The organism is Bifidobacterium hapali, assembly GCF_002259755.1.
GTDB classification, from domain to species: domain Bacteria; phylum Actinomycetota; class Actinomycetes; order Actinomycetales; family Bifidobacteriaceae; genus Bifidobacterium; species Bifidobacterium hapali.
In genome coordinates this window covers 37,188-61,362 of sequence record NZ_MWWY01000015.1, presented here as the reverse complement: position 1 = coordinate 61,362, position 24,175 = coordinate 37,188, and the positions used below count along the sequence as shown (strand labels likewise).

The following is a 24,175-nucleotide window of genomic DNA, read 5'->3' as shown; positions in this document are numbered from 1 at the left end:
CGATCACGTGCCCGTCGGCGATGGCGATCAGCACCACGGCGTCGCGGTGCAGGTGAATGCCGTCCACATGCACCACGTGATGCACCTCGTCCACCAGGGGCACCGGCGGCCACAGGCCCCACATCAGCTCGCACCGGCGGCGCAGCGTGCGGGAGGGCAGGTCGTGCTCGGCCTGCGACCGTTTGGAAAACAGCCAGTCCAGTCCGCACCGCAGGTCACGGGCCCTGTTGTCGCGCGACTGGGTGCGCGAGCTCCCGCAGCCGGCGTCCCGGCACCGCCACCTGACCCGCCCCGAGCTTGTTCTTCCGTTCCGTTTCATCGGCTCGCCGCACACGGCGCAACTGGGTGTGTTCATCCACCCAATCTGCCACGCCAACTCGAAAGCCGCTCAACCGTTGTCCCGAAAGGCCTCACAGCCTGTTCCGGACACACATTCTGGCCGACTTCAAGTTCCCCGCCCATACAACTCGAACAGGGGAAACGCCCACTGCCACAAAGGAAAGCGAGCCAAAACAGACACACATTTTGGCCTATAACCCGAAAACGCTCGCTTGCGGTGGTCTCAGCGAGCGTTTTCTGCCACGCGTATTGTTGCGTGGCGGTTTTCTCTCACTTACGGTGGTCTCAGCGAGAGAAAACCGCCACTGGCATGGTGACGACATGCGTTAAGCGAATACGAACATACGTTCGGGTATAATCAGAATGTCTGAATTAGATATAGATTCGTCACAGTGTTGAACGTCTCGAGATATCTGGTATCAGCAGGGATTGGCAAGCGCCCCAAACGGGAAGGATTATCATGGCAATGAAACGAGGAGTATGGGGCACAATACGGCATATTGCCGCTTCTGACCGACTGTCAGGTCTCATCATGCTCTCGTTTGCATTCGCGGGCTTGGTGCTTGCTAATTTGCCAGCTACTGCGCACTTGTTTGAAACGATTGCTGAAACGCATATTGCTGTTCCCCACACGAATCTCGACTTACCGATTGGTCATTGGGCGCAGGATGGTTTGCTCACTATTTTCTTTTTGACGGTTGGTCTTGATTTGAAGCAGGAGCTTACAACTGGTTCCTTAGCCAATCCAAAGGCGGCAGCGGTACCAATGCTGTGTGCTGTAGGCGGTATGATCGCACCTCCAATCCTGTTTGTACTGGTGACGTTCCTATTCTCGGAGTATGGTCCTGGAGGCGTGGGCAATGTACTATTGCCTACTACTGGTAGTGCTATTCCTTACGGCGAGACGGTGCAAGGTTGGGCGATACCTACGGCTACAGATATTGCATTCTCATTGGCTGTCCTTGCCTTGTTTGCGAAAGGATTGCCTGGCTCAATCCGCGCATTCCTCATGACACTTGCCACTGTTGACGATTTGCTAGCGATTATTCTGATTGCGGTGTTTTTCTCATCATTGAACGCATGGTACTGGTTTATCGGTATTGCTGTATGCGCATTCGTATGGTATGTACTGGTGCGCATGCGTCGTGTGCCTTGGCTCGTAGTTGCTGTCGTTGGCATATTGGCGTGGGTAATGATGTTTGAAGCGGGTGTACATCCCACACTGGCTGGCGTATTGGTTGGACTGCTCACTCCTGCACGAGAACGGTTTGGTGAGGCGTCTCCTCGCGCTGAACGCTATGCCAGTAAATTACAGCCATTCTCCGCTCTGCTTGCGCTTCCAATTTTCGCTCTTTTTGCCACTGGCGTGCGCTTCCAATCATTGACGCCTGAACTGATTTTCTCTCCAGTAGTTATTGGTATCACTGTGGCACTTGTAGTAGGCAAACCATTGGGCATTATGACCACGGCATGGATATCGACCCATGTGGGGCGACTAAAAATGCCTGAAGGACTCCGCGTGCGTGACATGTTCCCAGCAGCTTGCGCGTGTGGCATCGGATTCACCGTGTCATTCTTGATTGCATCTCTTGCGTACACGAATGCAGAATTGTCAGCAGAGGCTCGATTCGGTGTGCTTACCGCGTCACTCGTTGCGGCAGCCATTTCAGGAGTACTGCTCAACAAACAGTCGAAACAATATCGTGCGCGCACGGCATCGTGACCTCGCCTAACACAAAGCAGGATAAAGCTATGACTGAGAATACGCCACAGAACAATGAACCACTAGGCGCTACGTACCAGCGTGGTCCTGCTATCATGCGCGGATCAATGATTCCGTCAGCGAGCAGTACAGCGAATCTACTGGGTGGTGATGATCACCAAGATTGGCGCGATATTGACCCGTGGCGTGTGCTACGTATCCAATCTGAATTTGTGGAAGGCTTCGATGAGCTTGCTGATCTTGGCCCTGCTGTAGGCGTATTTGGATCAGCTCGTGCATCGTCCGATAGCGATGATTATCATGCTGCGGAGCGTATGGGACAGCTGCTTGCACAACGTCATGTAGCCGTTATTACCGGAGGTGGCCCCGGTATTATGGAAGCGGCTAATAAAGGAGCTGCGCTCGCTGGTGGCAAGTCAGTCGGACTGGGTATTGAACTACCTTTTGAACAAGGCTTGAACGCATATGTGACGCTCGGATTGAGTTTCCGATATTTCTTTGTGCGCAAAACTATGTTTACCAAATACTCATCAGGCATTATCGTTTGCCCGGGCGGATTTGGCACCTTCGATGAGCTGTTCGAAGTGCTTACACTTGTTCAAACGCATAAAATGACGTCGATGCCAGTGGTGTTGTACGGCAAAAATTATTGGCGAGGATTATTTGACTGGCTTGATGGCCCTGTACGCAAGCGAGGTATGATCTCGCGTATCGACCCGCATCTGGTATTACTTACCGACGATATTGAGGAAGCTGTTCATGTAGCTACTAGCACTATTCCTAGCGTTTGACCGCAAGCAATAAGCCGGTGCCACTGGGCGTAAGTGTAGTATCAAACTGCTCGTCAGACTCTACAGTTGTAATGAATTCACGCATAGCAACTGCTTTATCGCTACGATCAGCTGGATTGAGCACACCTCCATTGGCGCCGGGAACTCCTAGAGCAAACATATCAGTGAACACGATGATGCCGCGGGAGCGTAAAAGACGCGGCGCTTGCGCAAATGTGGCAGCATAATTCGACTCGTCTCCAGCTACAACAATCAGATCGTAATCATCTGCGTTTAATCGTGGTAGGAATACTCCAGCAGGAGCGTTTACAGCGCGCAACGTCGTCGCCGTACTATCAGCGAGCTTCGCAAACAATGAACGAATGAGCACAATGCCTTGAGCGGACGAATCAACAGCAGTCAACTGGCCATTATTATGCAAACCGTTCACCAGCTGTAGTGTTTCCACCACTGAACCGGTACCAACCGAGATTACAGATGTAGCATTCGTCAAGCGTACTAGCAACGCCAACAGTTCAGCTTGTGCAGCGGGGCCTTGTGGGAAACCAGCTTCTTCAGCACGCAACCTAGCTTCATTAAGTGCGGTAGACTGACGAGAAAATGCTTGATCTTCCGCATATTCCCAAGCCTTAGCAAGATTCGTGTATGACGTTCTATCCATATCTACCACCTGTAATCGAGCCTCTAAAGGCAGGTTTAGCGTTCTTTGACCTTAGCGACGATTTGCCACATCTCTTCACCAACGTCAATGCCACGCGGACAATGTCGAGAGCAAGCACGTACCGACTGGCAAGCAGCCACACCATCAGCAGTATCGATTGCCTCAAGACGTGCCGCTGTAGCCGTATCGCGTGAATCGTTGACAAACCGTGATGCAGCGATTAACGCAGCCGGACCAATGAACGCGTCACCACCTGCAAACACCGGGCAGCTGCCTTCGCACACGCCGCACGCAATGCAATTTGACAGCGTCTCATATCGAGCAAGCTGTTGCGGATGTTGAAGATATTCAAACACATCCACCTTGCCATCATGCGTGGTTGCCAATACCCCGTCAGCTTGCAGATATGGCTTGAGTTTACGAATCTGATCAAGCATCGGATCAATATCAGCGATAAGATCACGCTGAACAGGAAAACCGGGTAGGGGAGCGAGTTCGATCACGCCAAGCGTATCGCCAGCGTCATCAGCAGTGTCGCTTGTCTCGCTATCGATATCCGTGCTGCTATCTCGTTCGCCAGTGTGACGGAATCCTTCTTCGTCCGTTGCTGCTAATGCGTTCGGCTGTTTTGCCCACTGAGCAACTGTTGCGGTACACAACAGTGTCGGTGTACCGTTAATCGCAACCGCGTCCGAACCGCACATGCCATGACCGCAAGAATAGCGAAACGCTAGCGTCGGATCGATAGTACGTTTGATGGTGAGCAAACAATCAAGTACGGTATCTGAGCGGCGTACTTGCAACGTATAATCCTGTGTCCACTGCTTGCCGCGAGGACGACGGTTACGCGATTCAGTACTGCTGCCAAATGGAGAACTGCTCTTTTTTGCGAACGGGCTACCGCCGCGTGCACCACGATCACGTTCAGGACGTGGAGTGAACCGGTTCACGCGTAGCGTCACTGTAACAGGAGCATCGTCCATGCCGCTCATACTTCCAGCCTCCTCAAACACCAAGAAACGACATTATATTGTGCCATAAGCCGTGGCCGTCAGTAGGCGCGTGCCTTCGGCGGGAAATCGTCAATATGCACCGGTTGCCAAGAAATCTCATACTCAGCATGAGTTGACATCATGGTTTCGCCACTGTCTACTGTATCGATCATCGAATGAGTGAGGAAATGCTCATCATCGCGTTGCGGGAAATCGAGACGGCGTAATGAACCGCGCGATTCGTGGCGTGCATCAGATGCTGTGAGTACTGCTTGAGCAAGCATACTCAGATGCTGAGCCTCCCAGATTGCAGTGATTTCCTGATTAAATGTTGGCGTATTGCTGTGTGCGTGTAATGCTGCTGCACGAGGCATCAGTTCGTGGCGAAGTGTATTGAGGGCTTCCCTGATAGTGTCAGCACTGCATCGAACCGCTACCGCCTGCTCCATAATCCGGCCGAGATCGGCAAGTAGCTGATATGGATTGTCGTCGGTAGCAGCATCTTCAGATGCTGAGAGCACATCAGCAAGGTTACTCTTACGCGCTGTGGCGGCAGCATCAACTAAAGCTGACATATCGTCATCGGTAGTGTCTGTTTCGTCTGCCATTGGGTTGTCTACTGGACGTTCAGCAATACGCGTAGCCATTGTTTCGCCTGCGCGATTGCCAAACAGACATGCATCAAGTAAGGAGTTGCCTCCCAAACGATTGGCACCGTGTACTGAAACGCATGAGCATTCGCCAGCAGCGAACAGTCCAGAAACAACACGACGGGTAGATTCATGGGAAGATTCACTTATCCAACGATACACTTCACCATCTGTCGTAATTGGGATACCACCCATCGTGTAGTGCGCCGTCGGTTTGACTGGAACATAATCAACGGATGGATCAATATTGGCATACATGCGAATAGTTTCAACCACTTGAGGCAGTACGGCCTGCATATGATCTGGATCAATACCCGTCATATCCAACCACACACAATCCTTCGGACCATTCGGATCTTTCGGATCGGCTACGCCACGACCGGCATCAATCTCCGCCATAATCGAACGGCTAACCACATCACGCGCTGCTAAATCACGATGTTGCGGCGCGTAACGTTCCATGAACGCTTCACCATTCGCATTGCGCAACACACCACCTTCAGCGCGTGCGGCCTCCGACAACAGAATACCTGTATGCGCAAGTCCAGTTGGATGGAACTGTACAAACTCAATATCTTCCAATTGCAGACCCGCGGCTAAGGCGAGCGCCATGCCGTCACCGGTCAAATCCCACGAATTCGACGTGGTATGAAACAGTCGTCCGGCTCCACCAGTCGCTAACAGCACATTGTGCGCATGAATAGCATGCACAGCACCAGTGTGCGTATCGTAAGCGACTACACCAGCTACTCGCGTGTGATCATCATTGACAACGAGATCCGTCACATACCATTCTTCAGCAAATACGACACCTGCTGCCACGCACTGCTGCCACAACGTGTGCAAAATCTGATGTCCTACGCGATCAGCTGCATAAGCAGCACGACGCACCGGTTCCTTACCAAAATCTTTCGTATGACCGCCGAAACGACGCTGCGCAATATGCCCATCATCGGTACGCGAAAACGCCACACCGTCACGTTCCAGATTAATCACGGTTTGCGGCGCATATTGGGCGAGCAGTTTCGCCGCATCCTGATCGACAAGCCAGTCACCACCTTTGACTGTATCGTAGTAATGCCAATGCCAATCGTCATCTTCCACATTGCCAAGACTCGCGGCAATACCGCCTTCAGCTGAGCCAGTGTGCGAGCGCAACGGCTGTAGTTTCGATATCACCAAAATTTTCGGGTCAATACCTGATTCGCGCAACTCGCGGATCGCATTGGAGCGCAAAACACCGAGTGCTGCTGATAGGCCGGCAGCTCCCGCGCCTACAATAACCGCATCATACATGTCTTCAATCTGCTTCGGACTCATACCCATGATTGTCGGGAGACGTCGGGACGAACGCGTGATAATAGAGTCATGACGGGAACGTTCAATCAGCGAGTATATGACGTGGTGCGCGCAATTCCTGCCGGTAAAGTGGCAACATACGGGCAGATTGCTGCGCTAGCTGGACGGCCGCGTAATGCACGGTTTGTAGGATTTGCGTTGCATGCGAATCCTGAACCGGGTGTCATCCCATGCCATCGCGTGGTGTTTCGCGATGGCTCGTTAGCACCCGGTTTCGCGTTCGGCGGGCCAGATGCGCAACGCGCGTTGCTTGAAGCGGAAGGCGTACGATTTATTCCTCCGCGGCCGGGCGCTGACAATGCAGGCGATAATGGGTGGCGTGTCGATTTATCACAGTGTCAGTGGGATGCTTGAGTAACACTTAGACTCTGTTAAACCCACTTTGGTATATGCTTGCGGACTACCCCTCAGTCAGCTTCGCTGACAGCTCCCCTGACAAGGGGAGCCAAGAAAAGGATTAATGTCAATTTTGGTTTAGCAGAACCAAAGCTTATTGTGACTTTTCTGGTAGGGGAAGCCGGGAATCTGAAACAGATGACGAAGTCACATGCTGTGGATTAGTGAGACTAATCACGCCGCCGTTGATCGCAATCAATCCTTCAAGCTCTAGCCGACCGAGCAATGCGAATACGTCTGACATGGACGGAGCTCCATCCATGCATGATGTGACTGTTTCGATGTCAGCTCGCAACCGCTGTGCACGACATCGTCGTATTGCTGTAGCGAGCGTACGATAACCGTCATCTTCGGTTGTCACCAGTGCTTGCTGTGGCGATGAGATTGCAGATATGTCCTCTTGCGACTGTGCATTTTGCGATTGCTGACAGTTTTCAGTATCGTTGCCTGTTGCGGTTACCGGATGATGTGCTTGATGACAAATTTCACGCGTATCGTCGGCAGACATTAACAAAATCGCTTGATGATCGCGAATAAGTTTGTTACATCCAGCATTATGTGGCGTTCCAGCATCACCTGGAGCAGCGTACACTTCACGACCGAGTTCTGCAGCCCAACCGGCAGTATTGAGCGCGCCTGATCGCAACCGTGCTTGTGTAACGATCACCTGAGCACCCAATGCTGCGATGATTCTATTGCGTAAAAGAAACCGTCGAGCTTCTGGAATTGTATTGGGGCACAGTTCACTGATTAGCGCACCACGTAAAGCGACAATACGGTCAAATAATAACTGGTTACATTGCGGCCCGACGTGATTGAGCCCGCCAGCAAATACGGCTACAGTGCGTCCAACAACGTTAGGATCAGCAGCTGATTCCATAGCAGCCAATGCGCCCCAATGCGCTGCTGCGTCAGCGCCCATTGCTCCTCCTGACACCACGAGATGACCGTCAGCAGCAGCGCGCTCGCCAATATGTCGAGCTAATACGCGGCCGTATTCGTTAACACCTCGCGAGCCGACTACCGCTATGGGTGCAGGGCAGCTTACGAGTGCTCCCGGGTCGCCAATGCCCCATAAACACAGTGGAGCTGCCCAATCTCGACGAATAGATAAATCATCAAGCTGATGAGGCCAGTATGGACTATTTGGGCCGATAATCCATTGTGTGCCTTCGACAGTTAGCCATTCGGTTAATGATTCGATGTGTAATGAGGGCAGTTGTTCAAGTCGGCGATGCCATCCGGCCAGCGTAGTGCGGAATGCGTCCATCGAACGAGCGTTGGGCTGACGTCCCCATCGAATTAATCCATCAATAAAACCGCGCTCTAATGTTTTGCTCGCGGCTGTAGCGGCTGCCTCGCTTGCTTGCGGTCTTGATGCAATAATCCGTTGCAGTACGTCACTTGCACTGCCGATGCCTTTAATAGTTGCGTACATGATGGCGTCGGCTCCGTCAATACAACAGGTGAGTGCCGCACGTGCCAACGTATCGCTATCGATAGTGACATTCATCGGATTAGTATTGTTCGTAGCAGTCATGAGACCCTCGTTCGCAATGTAATACCTTGACTCATCTCATCACATCCAGGCGAAACATGTCCTGCTAAATCAGCGAGCGTCCAAGCGAGTCGCAATGCTCGGTCTGCGCCGCGCAAACTGAGCCGATGTGATTCCAATGCACGATTGACTAACGTGAGTGCTTTGTCAGACGTATGCTTATGCAGCCACTCGCCAGACGCTTGCGCATTACATGACCAGCCAAATCGTGCGAATCGTTCACGTGCTGTGGTTCGTGCGAGAATCACAGCACGACGCATATCACGACTTGATTCAACCGGTTCATTACACTGTGTAGCGATACGATCAACCGGTGGTACTTCAACTTGAATGTCAATACGGTCAAGGATTGGTCCAGATAAATGTGAAAAATACTTGATACGATCTCTCTCCCTGCACGTACACCGTTCCCCAGTACCGTATGCAAACCCACATGGGCACGGGTTAGCAGCCATAACAAGCTGAAAACGCGCCGGGTAAAAAGCAGTGCCCTTTGATCGAGAAATGGCAACATAACCGGATTCCAATGGTTCACGTAGCGTTTGCAATGTGCGAGTTGCAAACTCGGGGGCTTCATCCATAAACAGAATGCCATGATGCGCGCGTGTGATTGCGCCCGGTCGAGCAGTTCCACTACCGCCACCTACAAGAGCTGCAGTGGACGAAGTGTGATGTGGTGCTTCAAAAGGAGGCACGTCAGTAATGCCATAGTTAGGCAACGTGCCACACAGAGAACGAATCGAAGCGACTTCCAGCTGCTCTGATGGTGTTAGCGGACACATAATGCCGGGCATACGCGATGCAAGCATGGTCTTACCAGAGCCAGGAGGACCAGTCATCAGTAGATGATGGCCGCCTGCTGCAGCCACTTGCAACGCCCATTTCGTAGTTCGCTGGCCAACAACTTCAGACATATCGCCCAATGCGGGCGGCGTAAACCCTGCAGTATCGTCCGTGGTATGGATCATCTCAGGACCATCTGTCGGTGCGGTATATCGAGCATTACCTCCCAGAAGCTCGATTAATTCACCGACGTGGCGAACACATAAGACTTCTAGTCCGTCAATGAGTTTGGCTTCATCCTGATTAGCTGCCGGCACAACTATACGTTGCATACCATGATCACGTGCATGCAACATGATCGGTAGCAAACCGTGGATTGGCAATACTGTGCCGTCAAGGTTTACTTCGCCGAGCACAATCGATGAGATGAGCTGATCAGGTGGAATCATGCCGGCAGCACTTAACACGCTTGCTGCGATTGCTAAATCGTGTGACGAGCCTCGTTTCGGCATTGAAGCGGGGGAGAGGTTGACGGTAACTCGCGTGTCTGGCCATCGAAAACCGCTCGCTTGACAAGCTGATTTCACGCGCTCGCGAGCTTCGCTCAATGAAGCGTCTGGCAACCCGATAATCGAAAAATGGGGTAGACCGGGTGAAATAAACGCTTGAATTTGAACAAGAAATGCTTTTAACCCGAGTAAGCCTACTGATAATGCACTGCCGATAGTCATTAGAACGCTCCTTCGATATGGTTAACAGTTGGTTCCATGCCGATTGGGGCAAGAATGGCGATTACGTCGAAGCGTGTACCGATGTGAGGTATGCGATGTTCGGGTTCCATGAACCAATATGCGACAGTGCGTTTGAGATTGGCTTGTTTTCTTGCGGTAACTGATTCTTGTGGGATGCCGAATCGTGTGGAACGTCGCGTTTTGACTTCAACGAATATGAGTCGTCGATCAGCATTCATCACAACGAGATCAAGCTCACCGAAACGAGAATGCCAGTTACGTGAGATAACAGTGTAGCCGTGTTCTTCAAGCCATCGAGCTGCAATGTGCTCGCCGAGCACGCCTAGCATGGCAGGCGGGAGCGTATAGTCTGCGATTGCGTCGTACAGTTCCTGCAACGTCAGCTGATCTGGCGGTACGTCGTTCATCGTCGATGATGTGGTTACAGTATTCATACCACCAGTGCAACAGATGATGTTCGATGCGCGCAAGCTCAACCGGGGTATGTGGACGCAGACTCAACTTGTCGGCGTGTTGTGGATAAGTCACTGTGGACAAATTCGCTGGAAGTTTCCTGAATGTGGATAAGTTGGTTTGTTAGATAGCGTGCAATTGCCGCGAATACGGTCACAGACCAGCTTCAGCGAGCGTAATATATCCCGGGTCGATAAGTGCGGCCTTGAGATTGTACGCACTTACTGCCAGTAGATCTTCACTAATCGTAGACGTATCTTTACCGTTGACTTTACTCGAAGACAGGGCGCTAAGCGTAGACGAAGTTAACGCGGTGCCTGCATTGAGCAGACGGCATGCTTGTGCAGTATCTTTCGCTAGTGAGGCGCGATCTTCTGTTGCAGTCATCCACTGTTGTCCAGCAACAATCTGCGGCATCACATCAACATACGCACCATACCCAGTAACGATCGGCCAACGTGCATTAGTCTGCTCGACAGTACTATCCGCATCACTATTGTCTGTCGAGCTATCCTTGGATGTTTCAGTATCTGTTTCAGGTGCTTTGATCGGATCAGGAACTTTACTACGCTGGAGATCTTTCTTACCAGTAATGTTCTCAACAATGCCAGAAATCGTAATAGACGGGTTAATATCAGCCGCCGAACCGGTATAACCAAGATCAGCGAGCTCCTTAACTACGCCGGCAGCGGTATAGTCATTCATCGCGATAATGCCGTCAATACGTGTATGTGTATCATCACGAGAAGTCATAGCAAGCCGTTTACGTAACGCGACACCAGCATCCTCTTGCTTAGTGCACGCGAACGCAACACTATGCCAATCGTCAGCTGTCGTATCAGCAGTCAGCAAACCGGATGAACTGACCGCCTTACCTGACTTGAAATATGGCTGAAGTACTGACCATGCGCCAGCGAATACTTCTTGCGCAAACTGGGCACCTTCCTCAGTTGGCTCGGCTGACTCATCGTCGTCATCAGCAGATGGCAAACCAAGCACTGCACCCACACCGCTGTTTGCGCTGGATTGTGGCGTATACGGCACAAGTACTTCAATGTTCTTAGGATTATCCTTGCTCACTGTATCAAGAGCAAGCTTGTTGACAAGTTTCAATGCTTGAATAGTGCCGATCATTTCTGCGGTAGACATACGCACATAAGCATTAGGCTGGAAACCTGTTATAGTGCTCGCCAACATGATGACGTGCATGCCATTTTCTTGAGCGAGTGTCAGCGCTGAAGTGAGCCGTTCTAACGCTTGATGCTCATCAGAGGTTGCATCATCGCTGGAAGTACTATTGTTGGCTGTGTCCGATGTTGCTGTAGTAATCGTGGCACTCACGTAATCGCCGTATTGGCGCGTAGTATCGTCAGCGGAAGTGACAGGTGCGACAATAAGCGTGACATCGTCTGCACTATTTGCTGCAGTACCGTCCGTACTAGAAGAGTTTGCTGCAGACACATGATTGACCACGTAATCTTGGATATCACGACTTTGCTTGTCTAAGCTGTCAGCGCTCGACGTTGTAATGTGTTTTTTGGCGAAACCTTCCTCGCGCAGTGCATCGGTTAGTGCTGGAACAAACTTCGTCCACTTGTTTAACGGAGTATTACCAGAGATTGTCACACCATCTGACGGTGTGAACACGGCGACAGAGCCAACGGTCTGATTCGAGGATGATTCCGTGCCACTCGACTGCTTATCTGTTCCCTCGTCTGATGTGCAAGCCGATAACGACAATGTCATGGCGGTGCAAGCTATCAGCGTGATTAGTCTCAAGACGACCATCCGCAACGTGGTCGCTCGTGATGCGTCCGTGATGCTTCGCAGGGTCATCATCCATCCTTTATAGGTCGCGTCTGGTTTCATCTGGGCATGATTCTAGTCACACAACCATGAAAAAGCTCTCAGCCGCACGGATGATGCACGCTGAGAGCTTTTTCTCTTAACTACCTAGAAAGGGCTCCCCTGACAGGACAGCACCTACAAACAGCAGAGCTGTTTGTAGGTGCTGTGCGAGCCGACAGGCGAGCCAGTAAGTTGCGCGCATCGCGTGTCCATAATTGCAGGACGAGCCATGAGCGGCTCGTCGTGATTCAGTTCTCTGAATGCAACGCTTTGGCAAGGTTGTCATCCAGCGCGTTCATGAATCCTTCCGTGTCGAGCCACGGCTGATCAGGACCAATCAACATGGCAAGATCTTTCGTCATCTGGCCACCCTCAACCGTGTCAACGATCACCTTTTCCAGTGTCTCAGCGAAATGCCGCACCTCAGGCGTTTCATCAAGATCAGCACGATGCTTCAGACCACCAGTCCACGCAAAGATCGACGCAATCGGGTTAGTAGATGTCTTCTCACCCTTTTGCCAGCGGCGATAGTGACGTGTAACCGTACCATGTGCAGCCTCTGCTTCAACAGTTTGACCGTCAGGGGTCATCAGCACCGAAGTCATCAAACCGAGCGAACCAAATCCTTGGGCGACCGAATCAGACTGCACGTCACCGTCATAGTTCTTGCACGCCCAAATATAGCCACCATGCCATTTCAGTGAGCTAGCAACCATATCATCAATTAGTCGATGCTCATACGTCAGTCCTGCGGCTTCAAAACGATCCTTGTATTCGGTCTCAAATACTTGCGCAAAAATATCCTTAAACTGACCATCGTACGCTTTGAGAATCGTATTCTTCGTGGACAAGTACACCGGATAATGGCGCATCAGACCATAGTTAAAGCAAGCGCGAGCAAAGCCACGAATTGAATCGTTCACGTTGTACTGCACCTGAGCTACGCCACCGTCTTCACCATAATTGTAGACGACATGCTCAATCGGTGCGGAACCATCAGCTGGAGTGAACGTAACCGTCAAACGACCCGCTCCCGGCACCTTGAAATCAGTTGCCTTATACTGATCGCCAAACGCATGACGAGCGACAACAATCGGCTTCGTCCAACCCGGCACCAGACGAGGCACGTTACTCATCACAATTGGCTCGCGGAAAATAGTGCCACCGAGAATGTTACGGATAGTACCGTTCGGCGACTTCCACATTTTCTTCAAACCGAACTCTTGAACACGAGCCTCATCCGGCGTGATCGTCGCACACTTGACACCGACATGCTCACGTTGAATAGCGTGCGCTGCATCAATAGTCACCTGATCGTCAGTAGCGTCGCGGTTTTCAATACCCAAATCGTAGTAATCAAGATTCACATCAAGATAAGGCAGGATCAGACGGTCCTTGATATCTTTCCATATGACGCGCGTCATTTCATCGCCATCAAGCTCGACGACGGTACCTTTGACCTTGATCTTGGCCATATTCCCTCCTTGGCGGGGATTCGTGCGAATGCGAATACGAACTAAAGTCATAACGCATGTTTGTAACGTCCAACGCACAACTTCCACAACGTGGGACCGCACTGTGGTTACGTGCGTGCAATGTCGCGAATACTGTCACGAGTCGGCATTAGCCTTGAAGCCATGTCTCAGGAAATTGAAATCGGATTGGGTAAAAAGGGCCGTTTGGCCTACTCACTCGACGACGTTGCCATCGTCCCTTCACGTCGCACTCGCGACCCCGAAGACGTGTCTACCAGCTGGCAAGTAGACGCTTACGAATTTGATGTGCCGGTTATCGGTGCCCCTATGGATTCGGTTACCAGCCCGGCTACTGCTATTGCGATGGGTCGTCTCGGTGCGCTCGGCGTGCTGGACCTTGAGGGACTGTGGACTCGGTATGAAGACCCGGAACCTCTGCTAGCGGAGATTGCGGATCTGCCAGCAGATCAGGCTACTGAACGTATCCAGCAGATTTATGCTGAGCCAGTCAAACCCGAACTGATTACTGAACGTTTGCATGAGATTCGCGACGCAGGCGTGACTGTAGCTGGAGCACTGTCGCCGCAGCGCACGCAACAGTTTTATTCGACCGTACTTGAAGCAGGCGTTGATCTGTTTGTTATTCGTGGCACTGTGGTATCTGCTGAACATGTCAGCCAAGATCATGAACCGCTGAACCTCAAGAAGTTCATTTACGATCTTGACGTGCCGGTAATCGTCGGCGGCGCAGCGAATTACACGGCTGCTCTTCACCTGATGCGCACAGGAGCTGCAGGTGTGCTCGTCGGATTTGGCGGTGGTGCTGTTGCTGCTACTCGCAAGACGATTGGTGTGCATGCTCCGATGGCTACTGCTATCGCTGATGTAGCTGAAGCACGTCGCGATTACATGGACGAGTCCGGTGGTCGCTATGTGCAGGTGATCGCTGATGGTGGCATGGGCGATTCTGGTAGCTTCGTCAAGGCGCTCGCAATGGGTGCGGATGCAGTGATGTTGGGTGCGCCTCTTGCGCGCGCTACTGAAGCGCCTGGGCATGGCAAGCATTGGGGTGCTGAAGCTCGTCATCAGACGTTGCCGCGTGGCTATCGCACGGATGTGGGTACTGTGGGCGCATTGAAGCAGATTCTGTTCGGACCGAGCCATCAGGCCGACGGGCAGGTAAATTATATTGGAGCGTTGCGTCGTGCTATGGCGTCTACTGGTTATGTGGATGTGAAGAACTTCCAGCGTTGCAACGTGGTGGTCACTCCATACGGGCGCTGATTGATGTAGCTCATTGAATCTGTCTGACTTGCTGATTTGCTGTTTTGATCGTGCCAGACAGGCAGCACAGAGCTAAAAAGTTATCCACATATCCACAATCGGGGCTCCTGCCATTTGACAGGAGCCCCCTTCATATGCTGTTGTAGATGACTATGCCCCCGATGGCGGAGGCTAGCTCGGCGATGAAGCCGGGGACACCCTTACGAAGAGAAAGAGTCACTACGATGAGCGACGAGTATGTATTCCATTCGTGGCGATGGAATCGCATTCCTTCCAATGATGGATACCTGTACCTTGAAATGTCTCAAAATCCAGTGCCATATCATATTGCACGATGTTTTGAGGGAGAGATTGACGATCACACGTGCCAAGCGTTGGCACTGTCATCATGTCGTATTTCCTGCATGGCAACTGATGTGGTCCGTGGCAGAATGCCTTCGAGTAAATTACAGCGCACGGCTACCGGTCAATGTCTGAAACGACTAGACACAATGTGCATTATTCTTGAGAGAGAAAGCCGCAAAAATCCTGAACGAGGACATCCGATGGGAATATTGCCGGTGGTTCCACAATCGATAAACGGTATGCTGGTCAGTCCAACACGTCTTGAAACCACTGCACACTTAACGATTGGATTCGTTCATCACTGGGTGAACATAGTGCTCCAATGCAATGGCAGCCGTTGGATGTGCGTATTAGCCGATGTGGGCTAGTGTCCTGCGTTATTAATTCGTTTACTAGACCCGCGGCAAGCCGTGTTCGGTCGCGGGCAAGTGAAGTTATATAGTATTCGTATGTTGCGTGAATATTCCGTGGATACGATTCGGCCCACAACCGAGAAAGACACTATCTACTCGCTGCTTGCTCACCGTGTTGAGCGCGATCCGGATGATCTGATCGCGCAGTGGCAGGATGATGAAACCCGCCAGTGGCATGATGTGACAGCTGGACAGATGGGTGAACGTGTTCGTCAAGTCGCCAAGGGCCTTATGGGCCTTGGCGTCAAGGCGGGCAGTATGGTGCTCATTTATTCGGCTACTTGCTATGAGTGGGGAGTGGTCGACTTCGCTTGTGCGGCAATCGGTGCGGTTAGCGTACCGGTATATGAGACTGATTCAGCCAAGCAGGCTACGAACATTGTTGAAGATGTTAACCCAGTTATTGCATTTGCTGGTGATTATGCTCACGCGCAGGTGCTCGATCAGATTCGCGCTGGTCGTGAGAGCCTTCGTTATGTGTTCAACTTCAAAGCAGCTGGCTTAGACGCCGTTGCTGATTTTGGCGAATCAGTTTCGGACGAAGAATTGAACCGGGCTATTGACCGGGTCAAGGCAGACGACATGGCTACCATCGTGTACACGTCGGGTTCCACGGGCAAGCCCAAGGGCGCAATGCTGTCTCATCGTAACTTTACGCACACTGTGCTTAACGGTTATGAAGTACTCAACGACATGCTGTATCAGCCAAGTCGGCTGCTGCTGTTCTTGCCGCTGGCACACTGCTTCGCACGGTATATTCAGTATGTAGCAATTGGATCGCATGGTGTAGTGGGTTACATTCCTGGTGCGAAACATTTGCTTGCTGATTTGCGCGGGTTTAAGCCGACATATCTGCTGGGCGTGCCGCGTGTATTCGAAAAAGTGTATAACGCAGCTTCGCAGAAAGCTGGCAATGGTATTCAAGGCCGTATTTTTGCTAAGGCTGTAACTCATTTCGTGCAGTGGTCGAAGGATGAACAGGAAACTGGACGTCACTCGCTGAAAGCGCGCGTTGAGCACGCGTTCTTTATGAAAACTGTTGGTGCGTCTATTCGTTCAGCACTCGGACCAAACCTCAAGTACCTTGCTTGCGGTGGCGCGCCACTCAATGTTGATCTTGCTCATTTCTTTAACGGACTTGACGGCATCACGTTCATTCAGGGCTATGGTATGACCGAAACCGCGGCTCCTTGCATGGTGAACTTCCAAGATTCTAACCGTGTTGGTTCGGTCGGTCATCCTGGCTGTGCTGAAGTCAAGCTCGCGGATGATGACGAACTGCTTATTCGCGGCGAAAGCGTATTCCTCGGCTACTATCGTCAGCCTGAGCTGACTCGTGAAGTACTCCAGCCTGACGGATGGTTGCACACTGGAGATCTTGCGACTATTGATGACGACGGATTTATCTACATCACTGGCCGTAAGAAAGATATCATCATCACTGCGGGCGGTAAGAATATCAGCCCCGCACCGATGGAGGATATTATCGGTACCTGTCCGATTGTTTCGCATGCGGTTGTCGTCGGTGACGGCAAGCCGTTTGTTGCTGCTCTTATCGAGCTTGATCCGGAGATGACTCATTCGTGGCTTGAATCTCAAGGTCTTGACCCTGACATGCCCATGAGTGAAGTCGCTGACAGTGACGCAGTACGCGCGTTTATCCAGCAGTATGTTGATCAGGCGAACAGCAATGTGTCCCGTGCAGAATCCGTTCGTAAGTTTGCGATTCTTGAAGATACGTTTAGTCAAGATAAAGGTACGTTGACTGCCAGTATGAAAGTGGTACGTCCCAAGGTATTGCAGCGGTATGCTGATGTCATTGACAATGTGATTTACACGCCGAAGACTACAGCTAAGCCACTGCCTAAGACTGTGCAAATTCTCGACCGTACTACTGAGACAGTTAAGCAGGCTTCAGAAAGTGTGAAGCAGGCATCGGAAAATGTAACACCGATGGTTCGTCAAGCATTTGATACGATGCAGGATCGTATCAAGCGACAGTCTGAATCTGCTCAAGAACATGAGCCGGAATCGCAAGAACATGAGGCTTCCTCAGATTCCAACTCAGACGAGCATGATGCACCTTCAACCCACGACGATAATCAGGAGAAGTAGTAAGTGGCCATCAGAACAATACGAGTCGTTCCTGACCCTGTCCTTCGCACCCCTTGCGATGAAATCACAACCATCACGCCGGCAGTACGTCGACTAGTCGACGATCTTCTTGACACGGTTAACGATCCCGGTCGTGCAGGACTATCTGCCAACCAGATTGGTGTGAGCCTACGTGCGTTCTCCTACAATATTGAAGGACGCATCGGTTATATTCTCAATCCGGTTATGGAAGACAAGCGCGGCGAACAGTACGGTGATGAAGGCTGTTTGTCGGTGCCCGGGCTGTGGTATAAGACACGTCGTGCTGACTATGCTCGTGTACGCGGCATTGACCTCGATGGTAAAGAGATTGTGCTAGAAGGCAGTGGTCTTATGGGTCGTATGTTGCAGCACGAATGTGATCATCTCGATGGTCACGTGTATCTCGATCGACTAGAGAAAGAAGAACGTCGCGAGGCAATGCGCTATATGCGCAATCATGGTAAGTGATCCATGATGAATCTTTTCTAGTATTCTTTGGTAACAATGTTTGTGGCTCCCCTCGTCAGGGGGAGCCACAAACATTGTTAATGAATTAATGAAGCAGGAAACGTATTCATACGAACGTGTCTGGTCTCAATGTGCAGGAATGGACACATTTTTGTATGTATCCGGTGCTATCGTTGCAATTTGTGTGCCATCTGGCAAAGAATGCAGTCGTAGGTGTTCTTAAGTCAACCCAATATCGTCAACCGGCACACGCGATATCGCGCCATGTCCGCGACGGCCTGGGTCGGTCGGCTGAATGCCTCATGTGAGGCAAGATGCTGCACGCAGGTTCGCATGGCCAGGCAATAACCGACAGAAAGGTACGTGCATTATGGCACAGATCACGATGAGCGATATGCTCAAGGCTGGCCTCCACTTTGGCCATCAGACTCGCCGCTGGAACCCGAAGATGAAGCAGTTCATCCTCACCCAGCGTAACGGCATCCACATCATCAACCTGTTCAAGTCGCTCGAAATGATCGACAAGGCCTACGATTTCATCAAGACCACGGTTGCTCACAATGGTACCGTGCTGTTCGTCGGCACCAAGAAGCAGGCTCAGGAAGCCGTGTCTGCTCAAGCAACTCGCGTGAACATGCCCTATGTCTCCGAGCGTTGGCTCGGCGGCATGCTGACTAACTTCCAGACCGTTTCCAAGCGTGTGAACCGTCTCAAGGAACTCGAGGAGATGGATTTCTCCGACGTGCACGGTTCCGGTCTGACCAAGAAGGAACTGCTGCTGCTCGAGCGCGAAAAGGACAAGCTCTCCAAGCAGCTGGGCGGTATCCGCAACATGACCCGTACGCCTTCCGCGATGTTCGTGGTTGACATCAACAAGGAAGCGCTGGCCGTTGAAGAAGCTCACAAGCTGGGTATCCCGGTCGTAGCTCTCGTCGACACCAACGCTGATCCGGAAGCTGTTGAATACCCGATTCCGGCTAACGACGACGCTATCCGCGGCATTGAACTGCTCACCAGCCTCATGGCTGATGCAGTTGCCGAGGGTCTGCTGGAGCGTTCCGGCAAGGCTGCTAAGGCCGAAGGCGACGACGCACAGCCGATGGCTGCGTGGGAAAAGGAGCTGTTGACCGAGGGTGGCGCTGCACAGGCAGCACCGGCTGAGGCTGCTCCGGCCGCTGCACAAGCTGAAGGCGAAACGCAGGAGTGAGTATCCGTTATGATGGGAGATGGAAACATCTCCCATTCATATATGGGAACACATCGATTAGAGGAGACAAAACCAATGGCAGCAATCACTGCAGCTTTGATTAAGCAGGTGCGCGAAGATACTGGCGCTGGCATGCTCGACGTTAAGAAGGCCTTGACTGAGGCTGACGGCGACGTCGCTCGCGCTAAGGAAATCATTCGTGCTAAGGGCATTCAGGCCGCTGGCAAGCGTGAAGGTCGTAAGGCTCAGGAAGGTACCATCGCATCCAAGGTTGTTGAGACCGCAAACGGCGAAACCGGTTACGCCGTCGAGCTGAACTCTGAGACTGATTTCGTGGCTAAGACCCCGAAGTTTGTTGAGTTCGCTGATACCGTGCTTGGCTACGCTGTGGCCGCTGACGCCAACAGTGCTGATGAATTGCTCGAGGCTAAGGCTGAGGGCGAGGAAACCGTCAAGGTCGCCGTCGAAGAGGCTGCGGCTCTGTTCGGTGAGCACGTCAAGGTCGGTCAGTTCGCTAAGATCTCCGGCGAGCACGTCGAAATTTACGCGCACAAGAAGTCCGCTGAGATGCCGCCGAGCATCGTTGCTATGATCGCCACCGATAAGGCTGGCGCTGCTGTGGCACACGAAGCTGCGCTGCAGATCTCCGCAATGGGCGCCAAGTGGCTCACCCGTGAAGATGTGCCGGCTGATGTAGTCGAATCTGAGCGTCGCGTGGCTACTGAGAAGTCTCTTGCTGAAGGCAAGCCGGAAAAGATCGTTCCGAAGATCGTCGAAGGTCGTCTCAACGCTTTCTTCAAGGAAGTTGTTCTGCTCGAGCAGCCGTTCGTTAAGGACCCGTCCAAGACTGTCGGCAAGCTGTTCGACGAAGTCGGCGGTAAGGCATTGTCCTTTGCACGTGTCGAAGTCGGCAAGGGTGAAGAATCTGCCGAGTGAGCAGCCTAATGTATGCATGTTCTTCCTGCAATAAGCAGGAACTACGAGCATAGTGATACAGCGGGTCGCGTGTCATGTACACGCGACCCGCTGTTGTATATTTCAGCGTATGTGTGTCCGTGTGTGCCTATAGTAGTGAGCAGTTTCTTTGTAGTAGCGCATATTCGACATATCTTGTCAAGAGGGGAAGCAATACGATGATTGAAACAACAATGGGACAAGGCGGCGTCACACCTACCTGCGTGAGGCGTCCGTGGCGTAAAAATCGTGTGTCAGTTGCTACAGCAGACAAACGCGTACTGCTCATGCCCGGTACTGGTTATAATTGCGATCGTCCGCTACTGTATTATGCAGCAATGGCGTTAATCGAAGACGGTTGGTATGTTGATCGGCTTGATGTCAACGCTGATTTATCACTGACTGCTGCTTCTCGTATTTTTGCCATGCTGTCTGATGCGGTTGATCAATGGCTTGATGATGTGCGTGCAGATGCTGCAGACGGTATCCAGCCGCATACGCTGATCATTGGTAAATCGTTGTCAACATTTATTTATCCGCATGTTGCGCAACTCGGCTTGCCAATGGCGTTATTGACACCTGTATTTTCACCTGCTGATTTTGATCCCGCGCATTCTGTTATCCCTGTTCCGGGTGATGATGATTGGCATCCGAGTAACGCTCCCGAGCCGTTAATGTGTGCCGGTACTGCCGATCCGTTGTACAACAGTGAACGTGCACATCGCTTAGGAGGATTGATTCACGAATATCCTGGTGCGAATCATTCCATTGAGGTTCCCGGTGACTGGCGTACATCGATACGGTATCTCGATGATGTGACTGGTAACGTTGTTGCATACGCACAGCAAATCGTACACTGACTGATATATCTGACTTTATGTAATTATTTGCGCGCAACTTATCGAAATGATTTCCGCTCTGTCGTTGTTTACGGATAGTCTGAGAAACGGTAATTTTTGCGGTTCGCGGGATTGTTTCATGAACGCGACACCGAGGCAGAAAGGCTGTGTATGACTGGAGAGAACAAACCTCGACGAGTGCTACTCAAGCTATCTGGCGAGGCATTTGGAGGCGGCAAAGTCGGTATCGACACGCACGTGGTACGTCGCATTGCAGAAGAGATTGTTCCGGCAGTGCGTCAAGGCGTTCAGGTTGCTATCGTGACTGGTGGTGGTAATTTCTTCCGTGGTGCCGAATTACAGCAGGCTGGTATTGATCGTTCTCGTGGCGATTATATGGGCATGCTCGGCACCGTGATGAACTGCCTTGCATTGCAGGACTTCCTTGAACAAGAAGGTCAAGCGACGCGTGTGCAGACAGCTATCACTATGGGTCAGGTTGCTGAACCGTACATTCCTCTCAAGGCTATTCGTCACCTTGAGAAGGGCCGTGTCGTGATCTTCGGCGCAGGTGCTGGCATGCCGTACTTCTCCACGGATACGGTTTCGATTCAGCGTTCGCTTGAAATCCATTGCGATGAAGTTCTGATGGGTAAGAACGGTGTGGACGGTGTGTATACTGCCGATCCGCGCAAGCATGCTGATGCGAAGCGTTTCGCAACGCTTGACTATAATCGCGCGTTGGTTGATAACCTTGCCGTCATGGATGCTTCGGCATTGTCGATGGCTCGCGACAATTCGCAGTGCATCCGCGTGTTCGGCCTTGAAGGTATTGGCAATGTGACTCGTGCATTGCTCGGCGAAAACATCGGTACGCTCGTCTCTGACGCCGAATCGACACTCGCTGACTGAGACTGCACTGCCAATCGTCCACATTCAACGAAGAATCTACAATCATCATCAACCAATTATCAAAGGAGTAATTATTATGGCTAATCTTGTTGACCAAGCCAAGGAGCAGATGAAGAAGACCGTCGAAAACACGAAGGAAAACTTCTCTGGAATCCGTACTGGCCGTGCGAATCCGGCCCTGCTCAACGGTATCACTGTTGAGTCGTATGGCATGACCATGCCGTTGAAGTCCGTAGCAACTATTGGCGTTCCTGAGCCGCGTACCTTGTCTGTTTCTCCGTTCGATCCTTCACAAGCGAACGCAATCGAGAAGGCTCTGCGTGATTCTGATCTGGGTGCTTCTCCGCGTCGTGATGGCAATGTAATTCGTCTGACCATGCCGGAACTTACCGAAGAGCGTCGCAAAGAATACGTTAAGCTCGCCAAGACCAAGTCTGAAGAAGGCAAGGTCGCTGTGCGCAATATTCGCCGTAAGACCAAGGAAACCATTGACAAGTCTGTCAAGGACGGCGAAATGGGCGAGGATGAAGGCGATCGTCTGCTTAAAGATCTCGATAAAGTGACCAAGCAGGTTACTGACGAGCTTGATGCACTGCTTGAGACCAAGCAGAAGGAGATCATGGAAGTCTGAGTGACTTTCATACGTCTGTGTGATCTGTGATTGACAAAGACCGGGCTGGGCCGCATAGGCGTACGCCCGGTCTTGTTGAGTGTAAACTTAGGTGCGATGGCCATAAACATCGCGTTCTTGCTGGCCTTGTGGCCATGCCGTCGGTAGGAGGACATGATGCAGACACATGCGCAACGTGAGCGGGAAGCTGAAGAAGCGATTGATGCGATCAACAAGAAAACTGGTCATAACATGCCTCAGGCGATTGGCACTGCGGTACTACTTATTGCAATCATTGTGGCGTGTCTGCTGATCAACATCAACTTGTTCGTCGCGTTGATTGTTGTATTTATGGTGCTCGCATTGTGGGAGCTTCGTGTTGACTTCGCAACTGCTGGCCTGCATATTCCTGTGGCGATGCTGTGGATTTGTTCGACAGTGACGCTAGTGTCGGCTTACTATTCGCCGTATCACATTGTTGCGATGGCTATGTGCGCAATAGTATCTGCCGTACTCGTATCGCTGGCTGCGAGTGCCAAACTCAGTATAAGTACGCGACTGTCGACTGCTGTCGCTGCCAAGCTGGCTCATACTGATGCTGGTGCGCGTCTTGAATCATCGTTCAACCATGAGGGTGGTGAGCAGCATCATAGTCGACTCAGCCATGTGGCTGTTTCTCTGTTCACACTGCTGTATATTCCAGTATTGGGTTCATGTCTTGTTATCCCGCTTACGTTTAACGGTCATCCGATTGCCCACGCCATTATGCTGGTATTTTTGCCTGCGTTAAGTGATACTGGTGGTTTGTTTGCTGGCGCATGGTTCGGCAGGCATAAGTTGTCCCCTCGAATTTCTCCAAAGAAGTCTGTTGAGGGCCTGATCGGCTCTATGTTGTTTGCTATGGCTGGCGCGTTTGCTGTGTTTGCTTTCACGTATGATGCGTCACTGTGGGCGACGCGTTGGTGGGTGCCTGTAATTGATGGCATCATGATCGGTATTGTTGGTACCTTCGGTGATTTGTGCGCATCTATGCTTAAGCGTGATATCGGTATTAAGGATATGGGCCATTTGCTGAAAGGTCATGGCGGTGTGATGGATCGCATCGATTCTATTCTGATGTCCGCTCCGTTTACATGCATATTACTGTGGATAACTGGTCTGTGATCGGATGCTCGATCATATGAGTTGAGTATGAATCGAGCGCGAGATAAGACTGCGGAGAAGCAA

21 protein-coding genes are annotated in these 24,175 nt (G+C 51.6%); 12 read left to right on the top strand and 9 right to left on the bottom strand.

Annotation, left to right across the window (positions count from 1 at the left end; all coding sequences use genetic code 11):
- Positions 1-355 (bottom strand): transposase-like zinc-binding domain-containing protein (locus BHAP_RS03775; RefSeq protein WP_420807707.1); only part of this gene is annotated, 355 nt, incomplete at its 3' end.
- A gap of 444 nt (positions 356-799) precedes the next feature.
- Between BHAP_RS03775 and BHAP_RS03770 the strand changes: the two genes are divergently transcribed.
- Both BHAP_RS03770 and BHAP_RS03765 read left to right on the top strand, forming a co-directional pair.
- Entirely contained in the window at positions 800-2,062 is a 1,263-nt protein-coding gene (locus BHAP_RS03770; protein WP_094729424.1) for a Na+/H+ antiporter NhaA, read from the top strand.
- A gap of 29 nt (positions 2,063-2,091) precedes the next feature.
- A complete protein-coding gene (locus tag BHAP_RS03765; protein WP_094729423.1) occupies positions 2,092-2,853 on the top strand; it encodes an LOG family protein in 762 nt (253 codons plus the stop codon).
- Here the strand turns inward: BHAP_RS03765 and BHAP_RS03760 are convergent.
- Genes BHAP_RS03760 through BHAP_RS03750 form a run of 3 tightly spaced genes read right to left on the bottom strand, consistent with a single transcriptional unit; the run spans position 2,843 to position 6,476 of the window.
- The gene (locus BHAP_RS03760) at positions 2,843-3,514 is read right to left on the bottom strand and encodes an O-methyltransferase (RefSeq protein ID WP_094729422.1); all 672 of its coding nucleotides are present in this window, start codon (positions 3,512-3,514) and stop codon (positions 2,843-2,845) included. The genes BHAP_RS03765 and BHAP_RS03760 overlap by 11 nt on opposite strands.
- A 35-nt stretch (positions 3,515-3,549) precedes the next feature.
- Positions 3,550-4,506 carry a succinate dehydrogenase/fumarate reductase iron-sulfur subunit gene (locus tag BHAP_RS03755; protein ID WP_094729421.1) on the bottom strand — a complete coding sequence of 319 codons (957 nt, stop codon included), beginning with the start codon at positions 4,504-4,506 and terminating at the stop codon, positions 3,550-3,552.
- A 59-nt stretch (positions 4,507-4,565) separates the two neighbouring features.
- Positions 4,566-6,476, bottom strand: a complete 1,911-nt coding sequence (locus BHAP_RS03750) for an FAD-binding protein (protein ID WP_158216417.1) — start codon at positions 6,474-6,476, stop codon at positions 4,566-4,568.
- Between the two features lie 48 nt (positions 6,477-6,524).
- Here BHAP_RS03750 and BHAP_RS03745 point away from each other — a divergent pair, with 48 nt between their 5' ends.
- A complete protein-coding gene (locus BHAP_RS03745; RefSeq protein ID WP_094729420.1) occupies positions 6,525-6,869 on the top strand; it encodes an MGMT family protein in 345 nt (114 codons plus the stop codon).
- 136 nt (positions 6,870-7,005) lie between these two features.
- Here the strand turns inward: BHAP_RS03745 and BHAP_RS03740 are convergent, their stop codons facing one another.
- The 5 genes from BHAP_RS03740 to BHAP_RS03720 all read right to left on the bottom strand — a co-directional run bounded on the left by BHAP_RS03740 (position 7,006) and on the right by BHAP_RS03720 (position 13,780).
- A complete protein-coding gene (locus BHAP_RS03740; RefSeq protein ID WP_211279680.1) occupies positions 7,006-8,451 on the bottom strand; it encodes a DNA-processing protein DprA in 1,446 nt (481 codons plus the stop codon).
- Complete coding sequence (locus BHAP_RS03735) at positions 8,448-9,983, bottom strand: YifB family Mg chelatase-like AAA ATPase (RefSeq protein ID WP_094729419.1); 1,536 nt, start codon at positions 9,981-9,983, stop codon at positions 8,448-8,450. Before BHAP_RS03735 ends, BHAP_RS03740 begins: the two co-directional genes overlap by 4 nt.
- A complete protein-coding gene (locus tag BHAP_RS03730) occupies positions 9,983-10,438 on the bottom strand; it encodes a YraN family protein (protein ID WP_244569282.1) in 456 nt (151 codons plus the stop codon). Before BHAP_RS03730 ends, BHAP_RS03735 begins: the two co-directional genes overlap by 1 nt.
- A 172-nt stretch (positions 10,439-10,610) precedes the next feature.
- The gene (locus BHAP_RS03725) at positions 10,611-12,245 is read right to left on the bottom strand and encodes a type 1 periplasmic-binding domain-containing protein (RefSeq protein WP_094729428.1); all 1,635 of its coding nucleotides are present in this window, start codon (positions 12,243-12,245) and stop codon (positions 10,611-10,613) included.
- Between the two features lie 308 nt (positions 12,246-12,553).
- A complete protein-coding gene (locus BHAP_RS03720) occupies positions 12,554-13,780 on the bottom strand; it encodes an NADP-dependent isocitrate dehydrogenase (RefSeq protein ID WP_094729418.1) in 1,227 nt (408 codons plus the stop codon).
- 162 nt (positions 13,781-13,942) lie between these two features.
- Here BHAP_RS03720 and BHAP_RS03715 point away from each other — a divergent pair, with 162 nt between their 5' ends.
- From BHAP_RS03715 to BHAP_RS03675, 9 genes are all read left to right on the top strand, one after another.
- Entirely contained in the window at positions 13,943-15,064 is a 1,122-nt protein-coding gene (locus BHAP_RS03715) for a GuaB3 family IMP dehydrogenase-related protein (RefSeq protein ID WP_094729417.1), read from the top strand.
- Positions 15,065-15,858: 794 nt separating this feature from the next.
- Positions 15,859-17,937 (top strand): AMP-dependent synthetase/ligase, encoded by a 2,079-nt coding sequence (locus BHAP_RS03710; protein WP_094729416.1) that lies wholly within the window; start codon positions 15,859-15,861, stop codon positions 17,935-17,937.
- Positions 17,938-17,940: 3 nt separating this feature from the next.
- Positions 17,941-18,426: a peptide deformylase gene (def, locus tag BHAP_RS03705; protein ID WP_094729415.1), complete on the top strand. Its 486-nt coding sequence runs from the start codon at positions 17,941-17,943 to the stop codon at positions 18,424-18,426.
- A gap of 370 nt (positions 18,427-18,796) precedes the next feature.
- On the top strand, positions 18,797-19,633 hold the full coding sequence (gene rpsB / locus BHAP_RS03700) for a 30S ribosomal protein S2 (protein ID WP_094729414.1): 837 nt from the start codon (positions 18,797-18,799) through the stop codon (positions 19,631-19,633).
- A 75-nt stretch (positions 19,634-19,708) separates the two neighbouring features.
- Positions 19,709-20,569 carry a translation elongation factor Ts gene (tsf, locus tag BHAP_RS03695; protein WP_094729413.1) on the top strand — a complete coding sequence of 287 codons (861 nt, stop codon included), beginning with the start codon at positions 19,709-19,711 and terminating at the stop codon, positions 20,567-20,569.
- Positions 20,570-20,766: 197 nt separating this feature from the next.
- Positions 20,767-21,447 carry a hypothetical protein gene (locus BHAP_RS03690; protein WP_211279679.1) on the top strand — a complete coding sequence of 227 codons (681 nt, stop codon included), beginning with the start codon at positions 20,767-20,769 and terminating at the stop codon, positions 21,445-21,447.
- Between the two features lie 150 nt (positions 21,448-21,597).
- Positions 21,598-22,338: a UMP kinase gene (pyrH, locus tag BHAP_RS03685; RefSeq protein WP_094729412.1), complete on the top strand. Its 741-nt coding sequence runs from the start codon at positions 21,598-21,600 to the stop codon at positions 22,336-22,338.
- Between the two features lie 76 nt (positions 22,339-22,414).
- Positions 22,415-22,969, top strand: a complete 555-nt coding sequence (gene frr, locus BHAP_RS03680) for a ribosome recycling factor (RefSeq protein WP_094729411.1) — start codon at positions 22,415-22,417, stop codon at positions 22,967-22,969.
- A gap of 153 nt (positions 22,970-23,122) precedes the next feature.
- Entirely contained in the window at positions 23,123-24,112 is a 990-nt protein-coding gene (locus BHAP_RS03675) for a phosphatidate cytidylyltransferase (protein ID WP_420807706.1), read from the top strand.
- Positions 24,113-24,175 lie beyond the last annotated feature (63 nt).